The 22,083-nt window shown below is 63.8% G+C and carries 20 protein-coding genes and 1 riboswitch; of the genes, 13 read left to right on the top strand and 7 right to left on the bottom strand.

Going from position 1 to position 22,083, the window contains the following annotated elements; translation table 11 throughout:
- Positions 1-74 precede the first annotated feature (74 nt).
- On the bottom strand, positions 75-2,828 hold the full coding sequence (locus tag LOY37_RS20600; protein WP_045195580.1) for a response regulator: 2,754 nt from the start codon (positions 2,826-2,828) through the stop codon (positions 75-77).
- A gap of 213 nt (positions 2,829-3,041) precedes the next feature.
- On the opposite strand from LOY37_RS20600, the gene LOY37_RS20595 reads away from it, so the two are divergent.
- From LOY37_RS20595 to LOY37_RS20565, 7 genes are all read left to right on the top strand, one after another.
- Positions 3,042-3,758 (top strand): response regulator transcription factor, encoded by a 717-nt coding sequence (locus tag LOY37_RS20595; RefSeq protein ID WP_195884839.1) that lies wholly within the window; start codon positions 3,042-3,044, stop codon positions 3,756-3,758.
- Position 3,759: 1 nt separating this feature from the next.
- Positions 3,760-5,100 carry a sensor histidine kinase gene (locus LOY37_RS20590; protein WP_249744405.1) on the top strand — a complete coding sequence of 447 codons (1,341 nt, stop codon included), beginning with the start codon at positions 3,760-3,762 and terminating at the stop codon, positions 5,098-5,100.
- Between the two features lie 172 nt (positions 5,101-5,272).
- A complete protein-coding gene (gene cysM / locus LOY37_RS20585) occupies positions 5,273-6,175 on the top strand; it encodes a cysteine synthase CysM (protein WP_045195576.1) in 903 nt (300 codons plus the stop codon).
- The gene (rlmD, locus tag LOY37_RS20580) at positions 6,175-7,533 is read left to right on the top strand and encodes a 23S rRNA (uracil(1939)-C(5))-methyltransferase RlmD (RefSeq protein ID WP_258715618.1); all 1,359 of its coding nucleotides are present in this window, start codon (positions 6,175-6,177) and stop codon (positions 7,531-7,533) included. The genes cysM and rlmD overlap by 1 nt, the downstream gene beginning before the upstream one ends.
- Positions 7,534-7,632: 99 nt before the next feature.
- Complete coding sequence (relA, locus tag LOY37_RS20575; RefSeq protein WP_045195574.1) at positions 7,633-9,873, top strand: GTP diphosphokinase; 2,241 nt, start codon at positions 7,633-7,635, stop codon at positions 9,871-9,873.
- Positions 9,874-9,951: 78 nt separating this feature from the next.
- Positions 9,952-10,782, top strand: a complete 831-nt coding sequence (mazG, locus tag LOY37_RS20570; protein WP_093380294.1) for a nucleoside triphosphate pyrophosphohydrolase — start codon at positions 9,952-9,954, stop codon at positions 10,780-10,782.
- A 23-nt stretch (positions 10,783-10,805) separates the two neighbouring features.
- Entirely contained in the window at positions 10,806-11,345 is a 540-nt protein-coding gene (locus LOY37_RS20565) for a DUF2058 domain-containing protein (protein WP_045195569.1), read from the top strand.
- Between the two features lie 46 nt (positions 11,346-11,391).
- Here the strand turns inward: LOY37_RS20565 and LOY37_RS20560 are convergent, their stop codons facing one another.
- The 4 genes from LOY37_RS20560 to purM all read right to left on the bottom strand — a co-directional run bounded on the left by LOY37_RS20560 (position 11,392) and on the right by purM (position 14,246).
- Positions 11,392-11,574: a hypothetical protein gene (locus LOY37_RS20560; protein ID WP_258715617.1), complete on the bottom strand. Its 183-nt coding sequence runs from the start codon at positions 11,572-11,574 to the stop codon at positions 11,392-11,394.
- Positions 11,575-11,815: 241 nt separating this feature from the next.
- Positions 11,816-12,526 (bottom strand): DUF3108 domain-containing protein, encoded by a 711-nt coding sequence (locus LOY37_RS20555; protein ID WP_045195566.1) that lies wholly within the window; start codon positions 12,524-12,526, stop codon positions 11,816-11,818.
- An 8-nt stretch (positions 12,527-12,534) separates the two neighbouring features.
- Positions 12,535-13,188 carry a phosphoribosylglycinamide formyltransferase gene (purN, locus tag LOY37_RS20550; protein WP_258715616.1) on the bottom strand — a complete coding sequence of 218 codons (654 nt, stop codon included), beginning with the start codon at positions 13,186-13,188 and terminating at the stop codon, positions 12,535-12,537.
- Complete coding sequence (gene purM, locus LOY37_RS20545) at positions 13,188-14,246, bottom strand: phosphoribosylformylglycinamidine cyclo-ligase (RefSeq protein WP_045195563.1); 1,059 nt, start codon at positions 14,244-14,246, stop codon at positions 13,188-13,190. Before purM ends, purN begins: the two co-directional genes overlap by 1 nt.
- Before the next feature lie 346 nt (positions 14,247-14,592).
- Here purM and LOY37_RS20540 point away from each other — a divergent pair, with 346 nt between their 5' ends.
- The 6 genes from LOY37_RS20540 to LOY37_RS20515 all read left to right on the top strand — a co-directional run bounded on the left by LOY37_RS20540 (position 14,593) and on the right by LOY37_RS20515 (position 19,687).
- Positions 14,593-15,642, top strand: coding sequence for a DUF2066 domain-containing protein (locus LOY37_RS20540; RefSeq protein ID WP_258715615.1), 1,050 nt, complete (start codon positions 14,593-14,595; stop codon positions 15,640-15,642).
- 25 nt (positions 15,643-15,667) lie between these two features.
- A complete protein-coding gene (locus LOY37_RS20535; protein ID WP_045195560.1) occupies positions 15,668-16,741 on the top strand; it encodes an AI-2E family transporter in 1,074 nt (357 codons plus the stop codon).
- A gap of 157 nt (positions 16,742-16,898) precedes the next feature.
- Positions 16,899-17,603 (top strand): DnaA regulatory inactivator Hda, encoded by a 705-nt coding sequence (gene hda / locus LOY37_RS20530; protein ID WP_010220358.1) that lies wholly within the window; start codon positions 16,899-16,901, stop codon positions 17,601-17,603.
- Between the two features lie 115 nt (positions 17,604-17,718).
- Positions 17,719-18,354: a C40 family peptidase gene (locus LOY37_RS20525; RefSeq protein ID WP_045195558.1), complete on the top strand. Its 636-nt coding sequence runs from the start codon at positions 17,719-17,721 to the stop codon at positions 18,352-18,354.
- A gap of 134 nt (positions 18,355-18,488) precedes the next feature.
- Positions 18,489-19,022, top strand: coding sequence for a C40 family peptidase (locus tag LOY37_RS20520; protein WP_093380304.1), 534 nt, complete (start codon positions 18,489-18,491; stop codon positions 19,020-19,022).
- A 17-nt stretch (positions 19,023-19,039) separates the two neighbouring features.
- A complete protein-coding gene (locus tag LOY37_RS20515; protein WP_045195554.1) occupies positions 19,040-19,687 on the top strand; it encodes an O-methyltransferase in 648 nt (215 codons plus the stop codon).
- Between the two features lie 11 nt (positions 19,688-19,698).
- Here LOY37_RS20515 and LOY37_RS20510 read toward each other — a convergent pair whose 3' ends face one another.
- Both LOY37_RS20510 and LOY37_RS20505 read right to left on the bottom strand, forming a co-directional pair.
- Positions 19,699-21,015, bottom strand: coding sequence for a sorbosone dehydrogenase family protein (locus LOY37_RS20510; protein WP_258715614.1), 1,317 nt, complete (start codon positions 21,013-21,015; stop codon positions 19,699-19,701).
- Positions 21,016-21,083: 68 nt separating this feature from the next.
- A complete protein-coding gene (locus LOY37_RS20505) occupies positions 21,084-21,662 on the bottom strand; it encodes a hypothetical protein (protein WP_258715613.1) in 579 nt (192 codons plus the stop codon).
- 147 nt (positions 21,663-21,809) lie between these two features.
- A riboswitch (cobalamin riboswitch) is annotated at positions 21,810-22,034 on the top strand.
- Positions 22,035-22,083 lie beyond the last annotated feature (49 nt).

Below are 22,083 nucleotides of genomic sequence, written 5' to 3'. Positions count from 1 at the left end.
GATGTTCCTGAAGGCTTTGCCGGAAAGTTTAACCAAGGGGCAAGGATCGGGCCTTGCCCCAGGTCAGCCAGGGTTCAGGCGCTCATGCGCGCCTGGGCAGTCAGCCGGGTGATGGCCCGGTCCAGTTCGTCCAGCGCTTGCGGCGCCTGTGGGTCATCCTGCTTGAGCAAGGTTTCACTGCGTTGGCAGGCGGCGCGCAGTTGCGGCACCCCGCAGTAGCGCGAGGCGCCATTGAGGCGGTGCACGCGCTCGATCATGCCATTGCGGTCGGCTGCCTCGCGGGCGACACGAATCGCTTCGCGGTCGGACTCCAGCGACGCCAGCAGCATCGCCAGCATGTCGGCGGCCAGGTCCGGCTTGCCGGCAGCCAGGCGCAGGCCTTCCTCGGGGTCGAGCACCTTCAGTTCGCTGCTGTCCGGCGTGCGCTCCAGCGGGCGTTCCGGGCGCGGCGCACCGAGGGCCATGCCGGTCCATTTGAGCACCACCTGGGCCAGTTGGCGCTCGCTGATCGGTTTGGTCAGGTAGTCGTCCATGCCGCTGTGCAGCAGGGCGCGCTTTTCGTTGGCCATGGCGTGGGCGGTCAGTGCCACGATTGGCAGCGCCGGGCCGCTCTGGCTGGTTTCCCACTGGCGGATCTGCTCGGTGCATTCGCGCCCGTCCATGCCGGGCATCTGCACGTCCATCAGCACCAGGTCGAAGCGCTCGTCCTGCACCGCCTGAACCGCCGCATAGCCGCTGTCGACCGCCAGCACTTCGGCACCCAGGTCTTCGAGCAGGGTTTGCACCAGCAGCAGGTTGGCCGGGTTGTCGTCGACGCACAGCACCTTCGGCAACGGCTGGTCGGACACCGGCTTGCTCTCGCTGCCCGGGCGCCGCGGCTGGACCATCTCGACCAGGGCCCGGCGCAATTTGCGCGTGCAGGCAGGCTTGGCCTGCAACTGGCCGTGAGCATTGGGCAGGTAAGGGTGGTACAGCGCCTGTTCGGTGGTCGGGCACAGCACCAGGGCCTGGCAGGCGAGGTTTTCCAGTTGCTGGATGTATTGGCCGAGGCGCTCCGGCGAGAGGCTGTCGAGGTTGACCCCAAGCACCGCCAGCTCGAAGGGTTGCCCGGCCAGGCTGGCGGCTTCGACCGCGTGCAGCAGTTGTTCGACCGTGGTGTACAGGCTGACGCTCAGGCCACAGTCTTCCAGTTGATGCTCCAGGGCCTGGCGCGCCAGTTCGTGGCTGTCGACAATTGCTACGCGGCGGCCCACCAGCGGTTGCGTTGGCAGGTCTTCGGCGTCGTCGCGGGCCTTGGGCAGGCTCAGGCTGATCCAGAACTGCGAGCCTTCGCCGGGCGTACTGTCGACGCCGATCTCACCGCCCATCTGTTCGATCAGGCGCTTGGAAATCACCAGGCCCAGGCCTGTGCCACCGGGTTGGCGCGACAGCGAGTTGTCGGCCTGGCTGAAGGCCTGGAACAGTGCCCGCACATCCTGGCTGGACAAGCCGATGCCGGTGTCCTGAACGCTGATGCGCAACTGCACGCTGTCTTCGCGCTCGTCCTCAAGCATGGCCCGGGCGACGATGGTGCCCTCGCGGGTGAACTTGATGGCGTTGCTGACCAGGTTGGTAAGGATCTGCTTGAGCCGCAGCGGGTCGCCAACCAGCGACAGCGGTGTATCGCGGTACACCAGGCTGACCAGCTCCAGCTGTTTGGCGTGGGCCGCCGGGGCGAGGATGGTCAGGGTGTCCTGGATCAGGTCGCGCAGGTTGAACGGAATGCTGTCGAGCACCAGCTTGCCGGCCTCGATCTTGGAGAAATCGAGGATCTCGTTGATGATGCCCAAGAGGCTGCCGGCGGACTTTTCGATGGTGCCCAGGTAGTCGAGCTGGCGCGGGGTCAGTTCGCTTTTTTGCAGTAAATGGGTGAAACCGAGAATGCCGTTCAGCGGCGTACGGATTTCATGGCTCATGTTGGCGAGGAACTCGGACTTGATCCGGCTGGCCTCCAGGGCCTCCTTGCGCGCCATGTCCAGCTCGATGTTCTGGATCTCGATGGTTTCCAGGTTCTGGCGCACGTCTTCGGTGGCCTGGTCGATGCTGTGCTGCAGCTCTTCGTGGGCGTTGTGCAGGGTTTCGGCCATACGGTTGATCCCCGCAGCCAGTTCATCAAGCTCGTAACTGCCCATTGCCGGCAAGCGTTCTTCGAGGTTGCCGTCTTTCAACTGGGTGACTGCGTATTTGATCTGGCCGATCGGGCCGTTGATCGTGCGGCTCATGCGCAGGGCCAGCAGGGCGGTGGCGGCCAGGCCGAGGAAAATCAGCAGCAGGCTGGTAAACAGGCTGCGGTAGCCGCGCAGCAGGGTGCCGTCGTGGGACAGCTCGATTTCCACCCAGCCGAGCAGGCGATCGGCTTCGCCGGGAATCAGCTCGCCGGCCAGGTCGCGGTGGCGGCCGAACACCGGCAGCAAGTAACGGGTGGCGTCATTGCCGGTGCGCTGCAGCAACTGCGTGCCGCCACCGGTGGGTGCCTGGTTGAGCATGCTCGGGCCGGCGTGGGCCAGGGCGTTGCGGTCGGGGCCGAGAAAAGCCACGGCACGCACATCGGACTGCTCCAGGGCCTGGGCGGCAATGCGCTCCAGCTGCGCCGGGTCGTGCCGCGCCAGGGCCGGCGCCACCAGCGGGGCCAGTTGCTCGGCAATCATCTTGCCGCGTTGCAGCAGTTGGGTCTGCAGCTCGCTCTGCTGCAACCAGGTGAAGTAGCCGCCCAGCACCAGCGCCATCAGGCCGGCTGGCAACAAGGCGAGCAACAGCACGCGGCTTCTGATCCCCAATCTATTCAGCACGCCACTCTCCTGTGCCCGGTAAGCGCTGTAAGCCTCCGCCAGCTCCTGCTGACGGACCAAGTCGGAAAAGTACCGCGCCTACTCGCGTAATGCACTCATTTGTATCTGCTTTTGTCGATTGCCAAGGATAACCGGGGCTTTGGTCGAGCTGCGGTTGCCTGTGCACGGGGAATGCCGAATAATCGCGTGATTGAGAATTGCTAGCATCGGCCAATGACTCCTGTATCTATTAGCACCTCCAACATCCTTGCCATCGAGGACGATCCGGTCCTGGGTGCCTACCTGCGCGAAGAGCTGCAACGCGGCGGCTTCAAGGTCACCTGGTGCCAGAATGGCAAGGAGGGCCTGCAGGTCGCGCAGAGCAGCCGCTTTGATGTGGTGCTGATGGATATCCTGCTGCCCGGCCTCAACGGCCTGGATGTACTGGCGCAGTTGCGCAAAAGTAGCTCGACGCCGGTGATCCTGATGTCGGCGCTTGGCGCCGAGGCCGACCGCATCAGCGGTTTCAAGCGTGGCGCCGATGACTACCTGCCCAAGCCCTTCAGTATGGTCGAGCTGCAGGTTCGCATCGAAGCGATTCTGCGCCGGGTAGCGCTGGAGCGGCGCCACCAGCAACCGGCTGCGATGCTGGCCGGTGAACTGCGCTTCGACGAAGAGGCCAGCGATGTTTGTTATGGCGAGCAGTGGGCGGGGCTGACCCTCAGCGAGTACCGCCTGCTCGACACCCTGCAGCGCAGCGATGAAGAGGTGCTGAGCAAGGCCTTCCTTTATCAGCAGGTGTTGCAGCGCGGCTATGCTCGCCACGATCGCAGCCTGGACATGCACGTCAGCCAGATCCGCCGCAAGCTCAAGGCCATCGGCTACCTGGAGCGCGAGGTGCGCACGGTGTGGGGCAAGGGCTACGTGCTCAGTAGCGTCGAGGTGCATTGAGGTGCCCAATCGTCATTCCGTGTTCTGGAAACTGGCGATCCTGCTGGTGGGCTTTTGCCTGCTGATGATCGGCCTGAGCTGGACCTGGGGCCGGCACATGGACACCCAGAACGCCTTCCTTTCCGAACAGGCCAAAAGCATCCTGCAAGGCTATGCCAGCGAAGCCGAGCAGGCCTGGCTGCAAGGCGGGCAGGCCGGTATCGACGCCTGGCTGGCGGCGGTGGGTGAAAAGGAAAGCGGCTGGGTCGGGGTGATCGGCCCGAACCTGCAGTCGTTGAGCAGCACGCCGCTCAACGAGGCTGAAAGCCGGCGCCTGACCTTTCTGCGCGGCATCGACTGGCCAGTAAGCCCGCGCGCGATCGGCATGCCGTGGATGCGCCTGCCGTTCCCGCAACAGCCACATTTGGGCACCTTGGTCATGGAGCTGCCGCAGCGCCTGGCGCCGGGGCAGTACCGGGTGCTGTGGCGGGTGGTGACCAACGGCATCATCCCCGGGCTGTTTACCTTGCTGCTATGCGTCGGCCTCTACCGCATGCTGGTTGTGCCGCTGATCCAGTTGCGCGAGCAGGCCAATGCCTGGCGTGCCGACCAGCTCTCGGCCCGGGTCGCCAGCAGCACCACCAGCCGCCAGGACGAGTTGGGCGAACTGGGCCGTGCCTTCGATGACATGGCCGAACGCCTGCAGGGCACGGTGGCCTTGCAACAGCAGCTGTTGCGCGACCTTTCCCACGAGCTGCGCACGCCCTTGAGCCGCTTGCGCGTGGCCTGCGACAGCGAGGCGGATGCCAATCAGCTACGCGTACGCCTGGGGCGCGAAATCGACTGCATGCAGCATCTGGTCGAAGATGCCTTGCAACTGGCCTGGCTCGACACTGAGCGGGCGCCCTTGAGCAAAGAGCCGATCCAGGTCCAGGCCCTGTGGGAAATGCTCGCTGAAGACGCCTGCTACGAAAGCGCCTGGCCGGCCGCGCAACTGCGCTGCGGGCTGGATGCCTCGTGCTGGGTGCAAGGCAACCTCAACAGCCTGGCCCAGGCCTTGGAGAACATCCTGCGCAATGCCATTCGGCATTCCTCGGCCACGGGGGTGATCCGTCTGGACGGGCGGCGCCAGGGCGATACCTGGCTGATCTGGCTGGAAGACCAGGGTGGTGGCGTCGCCGAAAGCGAGCTGGAGCGCATTTTCGCACCCTTTACCCGCCTGGACGGATCGCGCCCCGGCGATGGCGGCTTCGGGCTGGGCCTGAGCATTGCCCGCAATGCCGTGGTCCGCCAGGGCGGGCGCTTGTGGGCGCAGAACACCGGGCAGGGCTTGCGCCTGAACATGCAGCTGCCAGCAGTGTGATCTCCTTTGGGAGCGGCGGTGCGGCGACCCGACTTGACCCCGATAGGGCTGCAACAGGCTCCGCAATCCCAGCTTATAGCTCGCAGCTATAACCCCAACACATTGCGTGATATGGGCAAATCCCGTTTGCCGGTATGATAGGCGCCCCCGCAGTCTGGATTGCGAATACGCCATGACCTTGCAGTACCCAACCATCGCCGATTGCGTCGGCAACACGCCTCTGGTCCGCCTGCAGCGCATTGCCGGCGAAACCAGCAATACCCTCCTGCTCAAGCTTGAAGGCAACAACCCGGCAGGCTCGGTCAAGGACCGGCCGGCGCTGTCGATGATCACCCGCGCCGAACTGCGTGGGCAGATCAAGCCGGGCGATACCCTGATCGAAGCGACCTCGGGCAACACCGGCATCGCTCTGGCCATGGCGGCGGCGATCAAGGGTTACAAGATGATCCTGATCATGCCCGACAATTCCAGCGCCGAACGCAAGGCGGCGATGACCGCCTATGGCGCCGAGCTGATCCTGGTCAGCAAGGAAGAGGGCATGGAAGGCGCCCGCGACCTGGCCGACCGCCTGCAGGCCGAAGGCCGTGGCCTGGTGCTCGACCAGTTCGGCAATGGCGACAACCCTGAAGCCCACTACGTGAGCACCGGCCCGGAAATCTGGCGCCAGACCCAGGGCAGCATTACCCACTTCGTCAGCTCCATGGGCACCACCGGCACCATCATGGGCTGCTCGCGCTACCTCAAGGAGCAGAACCCGGCGGTGCAGATCGTCGGCCTGCAGCCGATGGAAGGCTCGGCCATCCCCGGTATCCGCCGCTGGCCGCAGGAATACCTGCCGAAGATCTACCAGTCCGAGCGCGTTGACCGCGTGGTCGACATGGCCCAGAGCGAAGCCGAAGAAACCACCCGCCGCCTGGCCCGGGAAGAGGGCATTTTTTGTGGCGTGTCCTCCGGTGGTGCAGTGGCAGCCATGCTGCGCCTGTCCCGCGAGCTGGAAAACGCCGTAATGGTGGCGATCATTTGCGACCGTGGCGACCGTTACCTGTCGACCGGCATTTTCGATTCAGTGAACTGATGTCCAAGAACAAACGTAACAGCGGCCTGCGCTTTCAGCCGGCCGGTGGCACCCGCGCGCCACAGATCCCCACCGGCAAAAAGCAGCGCCTGAGCATCGAGCGCCTGGCCGGTGACGGCCGGGGCATCGCCTTTCTCGACGGTCGCACCTGGTTTGTCAGTGGCGCGCTGGCCGAGGAAGAGGTCGAAGCGCGGGTGCTCAACACCCACGGCAAGGTGGTCGAGGCGCGCCTTGAGCGGGTGTTCAGTGCCAGCCCGGCGCGCCGCGAGGCCCCGTGCAAGCACTTCGACCGCTGTGGCGGCTGCAACCTGCAGCACCTGCCCCATGCCGAGCAACTGGCGCTCAAGCAACGCCTGCTGGCCGAGCAGTTGCAGCGGGTTGCCGGCGTGCAGCCCGAGCATTGGGCCGCGCCGCTGAGCGGTCCGGAATTCGGCTACCGGCGCCGGGCGCGGGTTGCGGTGCGTTGGGACAACAAGGCAAAACAGCTTGAAGTCGGTTTTCGCGCCGAAGCCAGCCAGGACATCGTCGCCATCGACGACTGCCCGGTGCTGGTACAACCCTTGCAATCAATCATGCGTCACTTGCCTACGCTGTTGCGCAGCCTGAGCAAGCCGCAAGTGGTGGGTCACGTCGAACTTTTCAGCGGTACCGCGCTGGCGCTGCTGTTGCGCCACACCGGGCCATTGGGTGAGGGCGACCTGGCGCGCCTGCAGGCGTTCTGCGCCGAGGCCGGTGCGCAGCTGTGGCTGCAAGGCGAGGGTGAACCTTTGCCGCTGGACGCCGGTCAGAGCCTCGGTTTCCGCCTTGAACCGTGGAACCTGGAGCTTGCGTACCGGCCGGGCGATTTCGTCCAGGTCAACGCCCAGGTCAACACCGCGATGATCGAGCAGGCCCTGGCCTGGTTGGCGCCGCAGGCCGATGAGCGCGTGCTCGACCTGTTCTGCGGCCTGGGCAACTTTGCCTTGCCGCTGGCCCGGCAGGCCAAGGAAGTGGTGGCGGTGGAAGGGGTGCAGGCGATGGTCGAACGGGCCGCCGCCAATGCCCGTAGCAACAATTTGCATAACACACAGTTTTTTCAGGCCGATTTATCGCAGCCTTTGGCGGCGTCGGGCTGGGCCGCAGGAGGCTTTTCTGCGGTACTCTTGGACCCACCGCGTGATGGTGCATTTGAGGTTGTGCGAAAAATCGCAGACCTCGGCGCGAAACGTCTTGTTTATGTATCGTGCAATCCGGCGACCCTGGCCCGCGACACCGTTGAACTGGTCAGGCAGGGTTACCGGTTAAAAAGTGCCGGGATTCTCGACATGTTTCCTCAGACGGCGCATGTCGAAGCCATGGCGTTATTCGAAGCGGGTTAGCCAGGCTGACGCGTTCGGCGCTGCACCTTGGGTCCGGCAGGGGCAGCACCAGTGATTTCAAGCGCATCGCGAATGCGCTGTAGGGAAAGGTAAACAAAGATGGTACAGGTGAGAGTGCACCAGCCGGTCAACACCGACGGCAGTATCAATCTCGAAGCATGGCTGGATCATGTGGTGAGCGTCGACCTGGCGCTGGACCGGGAGGCCCTCAAGGCCGCTTGCGAGTTCGCCCAGGACATCGAAAAAAAGGGCAACCCGGCCAAGCATTCCTGGGCCGATGGTACGTCGAGTTTCCAGGCCGGCCTGGAAATCGCTGAAATCCTGGCCGACCTCAAGCTCGACCAGGACTCGCTGGTCGCCGCGGTCATCTACCGCGCCGTGCGCGAAGGCAAGGTGACCCTGGCTGAAGTCGGCCAGCGTTTTGGCCCGGTGGTCTCCAAACTGATCGACGGCGTGCTGCGCATGGCTGCCATCAGTGCCAGTCTCAGCCCGCGCCAGTCGCTGGTGCTGGGCTCGCAGGCGCAGGTCGAGAACCTGCGCAAGATGCTCGTGGCAATGGTCGACGACGTGCGCGTGGCGTTGATCAAGCTGGCCGAGCGGACCTGCGCGATTCGCGCGGTCAAAGGCGCCGACGACGAGAAACGCAATCGCGTCGCCCGCGAAGTCTTCGATATCTACGCACCGCTGGCCCACCGACTGGGCATCGGTCATATCAAGTGGGAGCTGGAAGACCTGTCCTTCCGCTACCTCGAACCCGATCAGTACAAGCAGATCGCCAAGCTTTTGCACGAGCGCCGGCTGGACCGCGAGCGCTTCATCAGCGACGTGATGAACCAGCTGCAGAACGAACTGCTGGCCACCGGCGTCAACGCCGACATCAGCGGCCGGGCCAAGCACATCTATTCGATCTGGCGCAAAATGCAGCGCAAGGGCCTGGAATTCAGCCAGATCTACGACGTGCGCGCAGTGCGCGTGCTGGTCCCGGAAATGCGCGACTGCTACACCGCGCTGGGTATCGTCCACACCCTCTGGCGGCACATTCCCAAAGAGTTCGACGACTACATCGCCAACCCCAAGGAAAACGGCTACCGCTCGTTGCACACCGCGGTGATCGGCCCTGAGGGCAAGGTCCTCGAGGTGCAGATCCGCACCCATGCCATGCACGAAGAGGCCGAGCTCGGCGTCTGCGCGCACTGGCGCTACAAGGGCACCGATGTCAAACCCAGCTCCAACCACTACGAGGAGAAAATCTCCTGGTTGCGCCAGGTGCTGGAATGGCATGAGGAGCTGGGCGACATCGGAGGCCTGGCCGAACAGCTGCGCGTTGATATCGAACCGGACCGGGTCTACGTATTCACCCCCGATGGCCACGCCATCGACCTGCCCAAGGGCGCCACGCCGCTGGATTTTGCCTACCGGGTGCACACCGAGATCGGCCACAACTGCCGCGGGGCGAAGATCAACGGCCGCATCGTGCCGCTCAACTACAGCCTGCAGACCGGCGAGCAGGTCGAGATCATCACCAGCAAGCACGGCAACCCCAGCCGCGACTGGCTGAACTCGAACCTGGGCTACGTCACCACCTCGCGGGCGCGGGCGAAGATCGTCCACTGGTTCAAGCTGCAGGCCCGCGACCAGAACGTCGCCGCCGGCAAGACCCTGCTCGAGCGCGAACTCAACCGCCTGGGCCTGCCGCAGGTCGACTTCGAACGCCTGGCGGAAAAAGCCAACCTGCGTACCGCCGAGGACATGTTCGCCTCGCTGGGCGCCGGGGACCTGCGCCTGGCGCACCTGGTCAACGCCGCGCAGCAACTGGTCGAGCCCGAGCGCAGCGATCATGTCGAGCTGGTGCCGCGCAAGGCCACCGGCTACAAGCCGGGCAAGCGTGGCGACATCCAGATCCAGGGCGTCGGCAACCTGCTCACGCAAATGGCCGGTTGCTGCCAGCCGCTGCCGGGCGATGCGATTGTTGGCTACATCACCCAGGGCCGTGGCGTGACCATCCACCGCCAGGACTGCGCCTCGGTGCTGCAACTGGCCGGGCGCGAGCCGGAGCGGATCATCCAGGTCAGCTGGGGGCCGGTGCCGGTACAGACCTACCCGGTGGATATCATCATCCGTGCCTACGACCGTCCGGGCTTGCTGCGTGACGTTTCCCAGGTCCTGCTCAACGAGCGGATCAACGTGCTGGCGGTCAACACCCGCTCGAACAAGGAAGACAACACCGCACTGATGTCGCTGACCATCGAGATTCCTGGCCTGGATGCCCTCGGGCGCCTGCTGGGGCGGATTTCGCAACTGCCGAACATCATCGAGACGCGGCGTAACCGTACGCCGTAAGACTGCTATCGCGGGCCAGGCCCGCTCCTGCAGGCATCCTCTGTGGGAGCGGGCTTGACCCGCGATAAGGAACCCAAGATGTATACCCTAGACGACCTGCTCCACCTCATGGCCCGCCTGCGCGACCCGCAGCATGGCTGCCCGTGGGACCTCAAGCAGACCTACGCGACCATCGTCCCCTATACCCTCGAAGAAGCCTACGAAGTGGCCGACGCCATCGAGCGCAGCGACTTCGAGCACTTGCAGGGCGAACTCGGTGACCTGCTGTTCCAGGTGGTCTACTACAGCCAGCTGGCACGCGAAGAAGGCCGTTTCGAGTTCGATGGCGTGGTCGACAGCATCACCCGCAAGCTGATCCGCCGCCATCCGCACGTATTCCCAAGCGGTGAACTCTACGCTGCCCTCGACACACCCAAGCTCGACGAAGCCCAGGTCAAGCAGCGCTGGGAACAGATCAAGGCCCAGGAGCGCGCCGAGAAGGGCGAGCCCGAGCAGTTGTCGTTGCTCGACGATGTGCCGGCCGCGTTGCCGGCCTTGTCGCGGGCGGCCAAACTGCAAAAGCGTGCCGCCCAGGTCGGTTTCGACTGGCCACACGCCTTGCCGGTGCTCGACAAGGTTCGCGAAGAACTCGACGAAGTGCTGCAGGCCATGGCCGACGACGACAGCGTGGCCCTGGCCGACGAGCTTGGCGATTTGCTATTCGCGGCGGTCAACCTGGCCCGGCACCTGAAGGTCGACCCGGAAAACGCCCTGCGCGGGGCGAACAAAAAGTTTGAGCGACGTTTCCGTTTTATCGAACAGGCATTGCGCGACATAGGCCGTCCGATTGAAGATTGCACCCTCGAAGACATGGATGCGCTCTGGGGCGAAGCCAAACGTCAGGAAAAGAACCTGCCCAGCTGCGGCTGAGCTGTTGCATAAGTGAGTGAACGATGAGCCTTTCCCTTCGCGACCAATTGCTCAAGGCCGGTCTGGTCAACCAGAAACAGGTCAAGCAGGTCAGTAAAGATCAGAAGAAACAAAAGCGCCTGGAGCACAAAGGCCAGGTCGAGGTCGACGATACCCAGCAGCGGCTGGCCAAGGAAGCCATGGCGGAAAAAGCCAAGCGCGACCAGGAGCTCAACCGCCAGCAGCAGGAGAAGGCCGAGCAGAAGGCCCGCGCCGCCCAGGTCAAGCAATTGATCGAAGTCTCGCGCCTGCCCAAGCTGACCACCGAGGACTACTACAACTTCGTCGACGACAAGAAGGTCAAGCGCCTGTCGGTCAACGCCCTGATGCGCAGCAAGCTGAGCAGCGGTTCGCTAGCCATCGTGGCCCATGGCGGTGGTTACGAAGTGATCCCCCGTGAAGCGGCGCTGAAGATCCAGGAGCGCGACCCGCAGCGCATTGTCCTGCTCAACACCCAGGTTGAAGAGCCGGATGCCGACGATCCGTACGCGGCCTACGTGATCCCTGACGATCTGATGTGGTAAAGACGACAAACCCCGCTTCGGCGGGGTTTGTTTTTTCTGGAGGGGGTTATTGCTGTTGCCGTCTGTTCTCGAGGTATTCCAGCTCGATGCGGTAGCTGTGGGCCTCATGCTCGTTGTGGAACATGCCGACCAGCTCACCCTGCTGATACACATCCCAGATGCGCACGCCTGCAGCCAGGCCTTCGTGAGACATTTTGCTTTCGTCGCGCTCAGTTACTTTGACAGTCATCTGCAAACTCCACTTTCAGTTAACTGCGGCACCGTGTCGCAGGTCTCTTTTATAGAATTTGTTAGCAGGCTAAGTAAATAAACGGCGCATGAAACATCTTTCATGTCCCTGTGGGGGCTGGCTTGCCCCGCGATGCGATGTGACGGGTAGCCTGCGATCGCGGGGTAAGCCCGCTCCTACCAAGGGTGTAAAAAAAACCCCGCACTTGGCGGGGTTTCGGGTGTTACCAGCAGTCAGGCAATCAGTTGCCCTTGACTGTCTTGCCGTCGACCGTGCCGTCCTGCAGGACGATCACGTACTCCTTGCCGTCGGTCTCGACCTGGCGCAGTTGCACCAGCAGGTAATCCCAGTCCTTGGCGAACCACAGCTCGGTGATGCGCTTGCTCTGGCTCGGGTCGCGCACGCGCTCGACCTTGATGGCATCGACCTGGCCGGTCTTGGTGGTGACTTTCTCGCTGCCCAGGACGCGGAAGTCGTAGGTGTCGATCTCGTCGCCATCGACCACCTGGTAGCTCACGCTCTTCTTGCCGGCTGCCACGTCATGCTGCAGGGCCAGTTGATAGGTGGACTTGTCGAGCACACCGCGGTTGAGCGGCAGGTTGATCGCGTCGCCGCGGTCGGTGCCGGTGATCTTCTTGCTGCTCCAGTCGAAATCCAGATCGACCTTCTTGGCCTTGCCCAGGCCGCCACGTTCGAAGTGGTAGGTCTGGGGCAGCAGGGTGTCCTTGTCCAGCTTCAGGGTACTTTGCTCAATCAGGCTGGCGATCATCATCGACGCCTTGAAATTGAGGTTCCAGGTACCGTTGGCGTTCTTTTCCAGGCTGCGCTCGGCAGTGCCACTCATGGGCAGTTGCTTCCAGTCGGCGGTGTAGCTGGCCGAGAATGGCTTCAGATCGGCTGCCTGCAACGGCAGCGCGAGCACGGCGAGAGCGAAGAGCAGGGCACGACGCATAATTTCTCCTAGGGTCGAATCAAGTGGCCGCTGGCCGCCAGAGGCTGGCCATCCAGTAGAGCACCGTGCTCGCCCAGGCGCAAACGGCCCTCGGCAAACCAGCGCACCGCCAGCGGATAGATCAGGTGTTCCTGGCTGTGAACCCGCTGTGCCAGTTGTTCTGGCGTGTCATCCAACTCTACCGGTATCACTGCCTGTACGACCAGCGGTCCGCCATCGAGTTCCTCGGTGACGAAATGCACGCTGCAGCCATGCTCGGCATCGCCGGCTTCCAGCGCTCGTTGATGAGTGTGCAGGCCTTTGTACTTGGGCAGCAGGGAAGGGTGAATGTTCAGCAGGCGGCCCTGGTAGTGACGGACAAAGCCGGCACTGAGGATGCGCATGAAACCGGCCAGCACCACCAGCTGCGGCTGGTAGCCGTCGATCAGCTCGACCAGTGCCGCGTCGAATGCCTCGCGGCCGTCGAAGGCCTTGTGGTCGAGCACGGCGGTGGCGATACCGGCGTCTTTGGCACGCTGCAGGCCGTAGGCGTCGGCGCGGTTGGAAATGACTGCGCAGATCCGCACCGGGCTGTCGCCGGTGCGGGTGCTGTCGATCAATGCTTGCAGGTTGCTGCCGGTGCCGGACAACAGCACCACGACATCACAGGTCTTGCTCGGCATCAGTGTGCCTTGACGTTCTTCAGCTCAACCTGGGCAGCGCCTTCGGCGGCGATGCCGATCTGGCCGATGACCCATGGCTGCTCGCCGGCTTCACGCAGGACCTTCAGGGCGATGTCGACCTGGTCCTGGGCGACGCAGATGACCATGCCGACGCCGCAGTTCAATACGCGGTGCATTTCGTGCTCGTCGACGTTGCCTTGCTGTTGCAGCCAGTCGAACACCGCCGGGCGATTCCAGCTGGCCACGTCAACCACAGCCTGGGCGCCTTTTGGCAGGACCCGCGGGATGTTGTCGAGCAGGCCGCCACCGGTGATGTGGGCCATGGCCTTGACCGCGCCGGTGTCCTTGATCAGCTTGAGCAGCGGCTTTACGTAGATGCGCGTCGGGGCCATCAGCAGTTCGGTCAGCGGCTTGCCGTCGAGCTGGACGGTTTCGATGTCGGCACCGGAAACTTCGATGATCTTGCGGATCAGCGAGTAGCCGTTGGAGTGTGGGCCGGACGATGGCAGGGCGATCAGCGCGTCGCCAGTGGCAACCTTGGAGCCGTCGATGATTTCGGCTTTTTCTACCACGCCAACGCAGAAGCCGGCCAGGTCGTAGTCTTCGCCTTCGTACATGCCTGGCATTTCAGCGGTTTCACCGCCGACCAGGGAGCAACCAGCCAGTTCGCAGCCAGCGCCGATACCGGTGACCACGGTAGCGGCAACGTCGACATTGAGTTTGCCGGTGGCGTAGTAGTCGAGGAAGAACAGCGGCTCGGCACCACAGACCACCAGGTCGTTGACGCACATGGCAACCAGGTCCTGGCCGATGCTGTCGTGCTTGTTCAGGTTCAGTGCCAGGCGCAGCTTGGTGCCGACGCCGTCGGTGCCGGAGACCAGAACCGGCTGCTTGTAGCCGGCCGGGATCTCGCAGAGGGCGCCAAAACCGCCCAGGCCGCCCATGACTTCCGGGCGCGCCGTGCGCTTGGCAACGCCTTTGATGCGTTCGACCAATGCTTCACCGGCGTCGATGTCTACACCGGCGTCCTTGTAGCTCAGGGAGGGTTGCTTGCTCATGATCCAGGCCTTTAGGGGGGAGGGATTCAGGGGAATCGACCGTGACCTGCCAGGCAAGGCGGAGGGAATCCGGCTGCCTGACCGTCGCCGGTCTGCGAAGGCGCGCGATTTTATCAGGGTTGCCCGGTAGCGGCCATCCTCAGGCCGACGGGCAGGGCCTTAAATGTTGCGAAAAATACGCTTTAACAGTGCGCGACTGGTTGCCACGGCGCAGGCTGTATAAGGTATAGCAAAGGCGATGGGCGCAATTTGCCGCCAGCGGTTGAATGTTTTACCGGGTGCTGCGGTCTGAGCTGCGTCCGTTTTTGTCGCCCACGCTTCTTTATTACCTGGACAGGAATCCTCCATGCGTTTGCGTAATTACCTGGCCGCCGGCTGTCTGGCCCTGTTCGGCCTCTCGGCTCAGGCCGAAACCCTCTCCGGCCTTTATCAGGTCCGCGAACCGGTCACCGGCCAGGGCGCCGAAGCCCGTACCCAGGCCACCGAAAAAGCCCTCGAAACCCTGCTGTTGCGCCTGACCGGCGACGCCAAGGCTGTGCAAAGCCCGGGCCTGGCTGCGCTGCGCAAAGACCCGCAACAAATCATCAGCCAGTTCGGCTTCGAGGCCGGCCCGCCGGAAACCGTGCTGGTCGACTTCGACCCGGGCAGCACCGAGCGCGCCTTGCGTCAGGCGGGCCTGGCCCTGTGGGGCAATAACCGGCCAGCGATCCTCGGCTGGTGGTTGAACGACAGCGTCGAAGGTTCGAACCTGGTCGGCGACGGCCAGGGCAGCGCCGAACCGCTGCGTCGCGCCGCCCAGCACCGCGGCCTGCCGCTGCGCTTGCCGCTGGCCGATCTGCAGGAGCAACTGGTGGCAACCGGCAAGAATCTTGAAGGCACCGACCCGGCGCCGCTGCGCGAGGCTTCCGAGCGCTACGGCGCCGATGCCTTGCTGGCGGTGCACGCCAGCGAAGCCGATGGCAAATGGCAGGGCAAGTGGCGCCTGTGGCTGGGCGAGCAGCGCGAGCAGGGCACTGCCGAGGGCGCTGATCAGGCGGCCCTGGCCGATGCCGTGATGCTCGCCGTCAGCAACCGCCTGGCGCCGCGCTTCGTCGCCCGTCCAGGGGCCAGCAGCGAAATGCAGGTGCAGGTCCAGGGCATGACCCTGGAACGTTATGCCGAACTGGGCCGGGTGCTCGAGCCTTACGGCGCGCGGCTCAAGGTGGTGCAGGGCGATACCCTGACCTACCAGGTCACTGGCAACAGCGATCAGTTGCGCGCGCAACTGGGCCTGGCCAAGTTGCAGGAGCTGCCGGCCGATGCGCCCGCGGCACCGGCAGCCGTCGATCCGGCCAACCCCGGGGCAACCCAGGCCGCCGCCCCGCAACCTTTCAACGGGCTGCGTTTTCGTTGGTAAACCCTGACCTGGCCGGGAGCCGTTCATGACTGATACACGTCGCTGGGTATGGGTAGGTGGGGCGCTGCTGTGCGCGGCCTTGCTGTATTGGCTGCACCCGATTCTTTCGCCGTTTCTGGTCGGCATTTTGCTGGCCTACCTGGCCGATCCGCTGGTCGACCGTCTGGAGCGCGCCGGCCTGTCGCGCACCTGGGGTGTGGTGGTGGTGTTTGCCCTGTTCACCCTGCTGCTGACCTTGTTGCTGCTGGTATTGGTGCCGATGCTGGCCAAGCAGCTGGTGCGCCTGTATGAGCTGGCGCCGCAGATGCTCGACTGGCTGCAGCACCAGGCCCTGCCCTGGGTGCAGACGCGCCTGGGCCTGGCCGACGGCTTCTGGAAGTTCGACAAGATCAAGGCCGCCATCAGCGAGCACATGGGCCAGACCACCGACATCGTCGGGGTCATCCTGTCCCAGGCCACGGCTTCGGGCCTGGCCCTGATTGGCTGGCTGGCCAACCTGGTGCTGATCCCGGTGGTGAGCTTCTACCTGCTGCGCGACTGGGACCTGATGATGGCCAAGATCCGCAGCCTGCTGCCGCGCCAGCGCGAGGAACGGGTGGTGGCCCTGGCTGGTGAGTGTCACGAAGTGCTGGGCGCCTTCGTCCGTGGCCAGCTGCTGGTGATGCTGGCCCTGGGTATCATCTATGCCTCGGGGCTGATGCTGGTGGGCCTGGAGCTGGGCTTGCTGATCGGCCTGCTGGCGGGCCTGGCGGCGATCGTGCCGTACATGGGCTTCATTATTGGTATCGGCGCGGCGATGATTGCCGGGCTGTTCCAGTTTGGCGGCGACCCTTATCCTTTGCTCGGCATCGCAGCCGTATTCATGGTCGGCCAGGCGCTCGAAGGCATGGTGCTGACACCGCTGCTGGTGGGCGATCGCATTGGCCTGCACCCGGTGGCGGTGATCTTCGCGATCCTGGCCGGTGGCGAGATGTTCGGTTTTACCGGGGTGTTGCTGGCCTTGCCGGTGGCGGCGGTGATCATGGTGCTGCTGCGCCATGTGCATGACCTGTATAAAGAGTCGGATATCTACGCGGGCGAAATCGACCCGGATCTCTAGCTTGATAGCACCTGGCTTGCATTGGCCTTTACCCGCTAATGCAAGCCTTTGATTTTACTTGTGGTCTGCGCCGATTGTGCGAGGGGCTCCACGGGTATAAACTTTGCAGACTTTTCACAAAAGGCCCCTTGCGGTTCCCCGGAACTGCCCAGCCAGCATGAAACCGATCCAGTTGCCCCTGGGTGTGCGTCTGCGTGATGACGCCACCTTCATCAACTACTATCCGGGTGCCAACGCCGCCGCTTTGGGCTACGTCGAGCGACTCTGCGAAGCCGACGCCGGCTGGACCGAAAGCCTGATCTACCTGTGGGGCAAACAGGGCGTGGGCCGCACCCACCTGCTGCAGGCCGCCTGCCTGCGCTTCGAGCAACTGGGTGAACCGGCGGTGTACCTGCCCCTGGCGCAATTGCTCGATCGCGGCGTCGAATTGCTCGACAACCTCGAACAGTACGAACTGGTCTGCCTCGACGACCTGCATGTCATTGCCGGCAAGCCGGAGTGGGAAGAGGCCATGTTCCACCTCTTCAATCGCCTGCGCGACAGTGGTCGGCGCCTGTTGCTGGCTGCCTCCAGCTCGCCCCGCGAACTGCCGATCAAGCTCGCCGACCTCAAGTCGCGCCTGACCCTGGCGCTGATCTTCCAGATGCGTGCGCTGTCGGACGAAGACAAGCTGCGCGCCCTGCAATTGCGTGCTTCGCGCCGCGGCCTGCACCTGACCGACGAGGTCGGGCACTTCATCCTCACCCGTGGCACCCGCAGCATGAGCGCACTGTTCGATCTGCTCGAGCGCCTCGACCAGGCCTCTTTGCAGGCTCAACGCAAGCTCACCATCCCGTTCTTGAAAGAAACTTTGGGCTGGTAAGGCAGGGGCTAGAGCCTCGGCACATAAAAGTCACATTTTTTTCGATTGAATTTGCAAATCGATGCGATAGAAGGCATAGTCTCGACTTCTTTAAATTCCAGACACGGTCGTGCCCATGCTAAATCGCTTCGCACCCCTCGTGCCCCTCGCACTCGTGACCCTGCTTTTTGGCTGCGCGACCACCGGTCCCGTATCGCAGCAGCAGGTTCAGCAGCAACCGGTTTCCGCTCAGGTTTCGACCAAGTCCTCCGTCCAGGCGACGTTCGAGGAAGAGCTGGCCACCGAAGAAGAGCTGCAAGATTTCTCCAGCAGCAAGCCTTACCAGCTGCCAGCCCTGGCCGACAACATTCTCGAGCGCGGCATGTCGCTGATCGGTACCCGCTACCGTTTCGGTGGTACCTCCGAGAACACCGGCTTTGATTGCAGCGGCTTCATCGGCTACCTGTTCCGCGAAGAAGCCGGCCTCAACCTGCCGCGCTCTACCCGCGAAATGATCAACGTCAAGGCCCCGCTGGTTGCTCGCAACAACCTCAAGCCAGGCGACCTGCTGTTCTTCAGCACCAATGGTCGCGGCCGCGTCAGCCACGCCGGTATCTACCTCGGCGACGATCAGTTCATCCACTCCAGCAGCCGCCGCAGCGGTGGCGTGCGCATCGACAAGCTCGGTGATCGCTACTGGAGCAAGACCTTCATCGAAGCCAAGCGTGCACTGGCCATGGCTCCGGCCGCGACCACGCTCTCGCGCAACTGATCCTTCGACAGGTTTGACCACGGCGACGTAGCTGAAAAGCTCGTCGCCGTGCGTGTTTACAGAAAGCGTCTAATCTAAATTCTCAACTCTTTTCGGCTCTTGGCCGAAGCGGCTTCAGACAGGATGTTCTGACCATGGCGATGATGGCGCGCTTCGCTCTACTTTCCCTCGCAGCACTGCTCGGTGCCTGCTCAAGTCATGCCCCGGCCCCGCGTAAAGTGGTCGAGCCGGCAGTCATGGCCCCGCAAGTGTATTTCTCCCCGGTTGCCGAAGACGTGCTGTTCCGCGCCCTCGGCCTGGTCGGCACGCCGTACCGTTGGGGCGGCAACACCCCGGATTCGGGTTTCGACTGCAGCGGCCTGATTGGCTACGTCTATCGTGATGCTGCGGGCATCTCGTTGCCGCGTTCGACCCGGGAGATGATCGGCATCCGCGCACCGAGCATCGAGCGCAACGACCTGCAGTCCGGCGACCTGGTGTTCTTTGCCACCAATGGTGGCTCGCAGGTCAGCCATGCCGGTATCTATGTCGGCGAAGGGCGCTTCGTCCATGCCCCGGCCACCGGCGGAACGGTGCGCCTGGACTACCTGTCCAACAGCTATTGGCAAAAGACCTACCTGAACGCCAAGCGGGTGCTGCAGCCAGCGCACCTGGCGCGCAACCCCTGACCTGTGCGAGGTAGACGATGACCGCCCAGACGCTCTACCTCGACGACCCCCTCTACCACTACCTGCAAAGCGTGTCGCTGCGCGAGACGCCGTTGCTCGCCCGTTTGCGTGAAGAAACCCAGGCCCTGGCCGAAGCACGCTGGCAGGTGGCACCGGAGCAAGGCCAGTTGCTGGCGCTGCTGGTGCGCCTGATCGGTGCCGAGCGGGTGATCGAGGTGGGTACTTTCACCGGCTACAGCGCTTTGTGCATGGCTCAGGCCATGGAGCATGGGCAGTTGCTTTGTTGCGACCTTGAGGGCAGCTACAACGCCGTGGCCTGGCGCTACTGGCAGGAGGCTGGAGTCGCCGAGCGCATCGAGCTACGCCTGGCACCGGCGTTGCAGACCCTGGCGACACTGCCATCAGCGCGCTACGACCTGATCTTCATCGATGCCGACAAGGCCAACTACCCGCACTATCTGGAAGAGGCCCTGCGCCTGCTGCGAGTGGGCGGGCTGGTACTGTTCGACAACACCTTGTGGAGCGGGCGGGTGCTTGAGCAAAACCCGCACAGCGAAGACACCCGCGCCATTCAGGCCTTGAACCGCACGCTCAAGGACGACCCACGGGTGGACCTGTCGATGCTGCCGATTGGCGATGGCCTGACCCTCTGCCGCAAACGCTGAGCTCCCCCGGCTTACCGGGCCTTGCTCACCCGCCAGATCGTGTTCCCGACATCATCGGCTACCAGCAGCCCGCCGCGCTGATCGTTGATCACCCCGACCGGCCGGCCCATGGCCTTGCCTTCATCATTGAGAAACCCGCTGAGCACGTCGATCGGCTTGCCCGCAGGTTTGCCGGCAGTGCTGAAGGGTACGAAGATCACCTTGTAGCCACTGTGCGGCTTGCGGTTCCACGAGCCATGCTGGCCAATGAACGCGCCTTGCTCGAACGGTGCCGGCAGCACCCCTGCTTCGGCGAAGGTCAGGCCCAGCGACGCCGTGTGCGGCCCCACCGCATAGTCCGGGGCAATGGCGCTGGCCACCAGGTTCGGATCAGACGGGTTGACCCGCTGATCGATGTGCTGGCCGTAATAGCTGTAGGGCCAGCCATAGAAGCCGCCATCCTTGACCGAGGTAATGTAGTCGGGCACCAGGTCGCTGCCGATCTCGTCACGCTCGTTGACCGCGGTCCACAGCTGTCCGGTGTGCGGCTCCCAGGCCAGGCCGTTGGGGTTGCGCAGGCCCGAGGCGAAGATCCGCGTCTGGCCGCTGGCCGGGTCGACTTCCCAGATCGCCGCGCGGCCTTTTTCCTGGTCCATGCCGTTCTCGCCGACATTGCTGTTGGAGCCGACGGTAACGTAAAGCTTCTTGCCGTCACGGCTGGCGATCACGTTCTTGGTCCAGTGATGGTTCAGCGTGCCGCCTGGTAGTTCGGCCACGGCTGTACCCGGGCCCTTGATCGAAGTCGCGCCGGGTTCATAGTGAAAGCGCAGCAGGCGATCGGTGTCGGCGACGTAGAAGTCATTTCCGACCAGGGCCATGCCGAACGGTGAATTGAGGTTCTCGATAAACGCCGTGCGGGTTTCCGCCACGCCGTCGTGGTCGCTGTCGCGTAGCAGGCTGATGCGGTTGGCGCTGGGCACGCCGGCGCCGGCGCGGTCCATGACCTTGCCCATCACCCAACCGCGAATACCCTTGCCGTCATCGGGCTTGGGCGGAGCATTGGTTTCAGCCACCAGGATGTCGCCGTTGGGCAGGGCATAGAGCCAGCGCGGGTGGTCCAGGCCTGCGGCGAAGGCCGCCACCTGGGTGCCGGGCGCGGCCTTGGGCGTCATGCCCTGGGGCCAGCCAATGGCGGGGGCGATGTTGACGGTGGGGATCAGGGTCTTGTTCGGTTCGGGCAATTGCGGCGACGGGCCGACCCCGTCGCTGACCTCAAGGCGGGCGTTCTCGCCGCAGCCGCTTAACCCCGCAGTCACTGCCAGCAGCAGTGCAATCGGCTTGATACCCATGTCGTTTCCCTCGCAATGATGGCCGCTATTGCCAGTAGAGGCACGCCAGGCGTGGGAGGTTCCCCGGGTCAGGCCTGCTTGAGCAACAGGGTGATGCCGGGGTGATACTGGCCGGCTTCGTTGTGCAGCTTGCGGTAGGCGTAGGGAAAGTACCAGGCGATGGCGCAGGCGTTATGCTTTTGCAGGTCGTCGACCAGGTCCTGCAGCTCTTCGGGGCTGGCGTGCTGGCCGGCTTTCCAGGGGCTGGCGAACAACGCAGCGACTTTAAGCTGGCTGGGCGCGGCAATTTGCCGAGCAGCCTGGACGGTTTCGCCCAGGGCGTTATTCAGGTCGAGCTTGGCGATGCGTGGCCAGCGCTGGCTGGCCTGCAGGTAGGCGGCCTCTTCGCGGTTGGCGATGTACAGGTCGCAGCGGCCTTCGCGATCGCCGTCATCGCGCTGCTTCTTGCTCTGGTGCTGCTGCAGGGTCACCAGCTCGGCCTGCCAGGCGGCGGCCGAGAGCAGCCCGAGGTTGGCCTGGGCGCCGTGCCAATAGGGCGCCTCACCGTCACCGAGGGTCTGGTTGAAGCGGTCGATGCAATCGACCCAGCGTTCCAGGGCCGGGCGCAGGAACTCCAGGCGCGCATTATTGATGATCAGGCCTTGCATGCTGCTCTCCCTTATAGTTGTGATCGAGTACAGCCGAGGTATGGCTATTTGATATCACTGAAGTCAGTGTTGCACAAGATGACAAAGGCGCCATTGATCCAGGCCAGTGCAGCGCCTTTCATTGACGCTCCGGGTGCAACCCTCTAACCTTCGCGACTTGTTTCAGGTGCTCTGCAGGCGATGGCCTGGCAGGGTGAAACAGGGAAGCCGGTGGGCGCGTAAAACGCGCGAATCCGGCGCTGCCCCCGCAACGGTAGGTGAGTCAAGGCTGTGCAGGGCCACTGGGCATTCATGCCCGGGAAGGCGCGTAGCCCCGGGTGTCGATGGCCCCGCTCACAAGCCCGGAGACCGGCCTGTAACAGCCAACGGCATCACGGAGGGTGATGCGCGGTTCCTCCGGCCTGTGCCGCAGCCCTGCGCG

Source organism: Pseudomonas sp. B21-012 (assembly GCF_024749305.1).
Taxonomy (GTDB): Bacteria; Pseudomonadota; Gammaproteobacteria; order Pseudomonadales; family Pseudomonadaceae; genus Aquipseudomonas.
The sequence above is the reverse complement of the archived record's forward strand: the minus strand, read 5'-3'. Positions and strand labels throughout refer to the sequence as shown.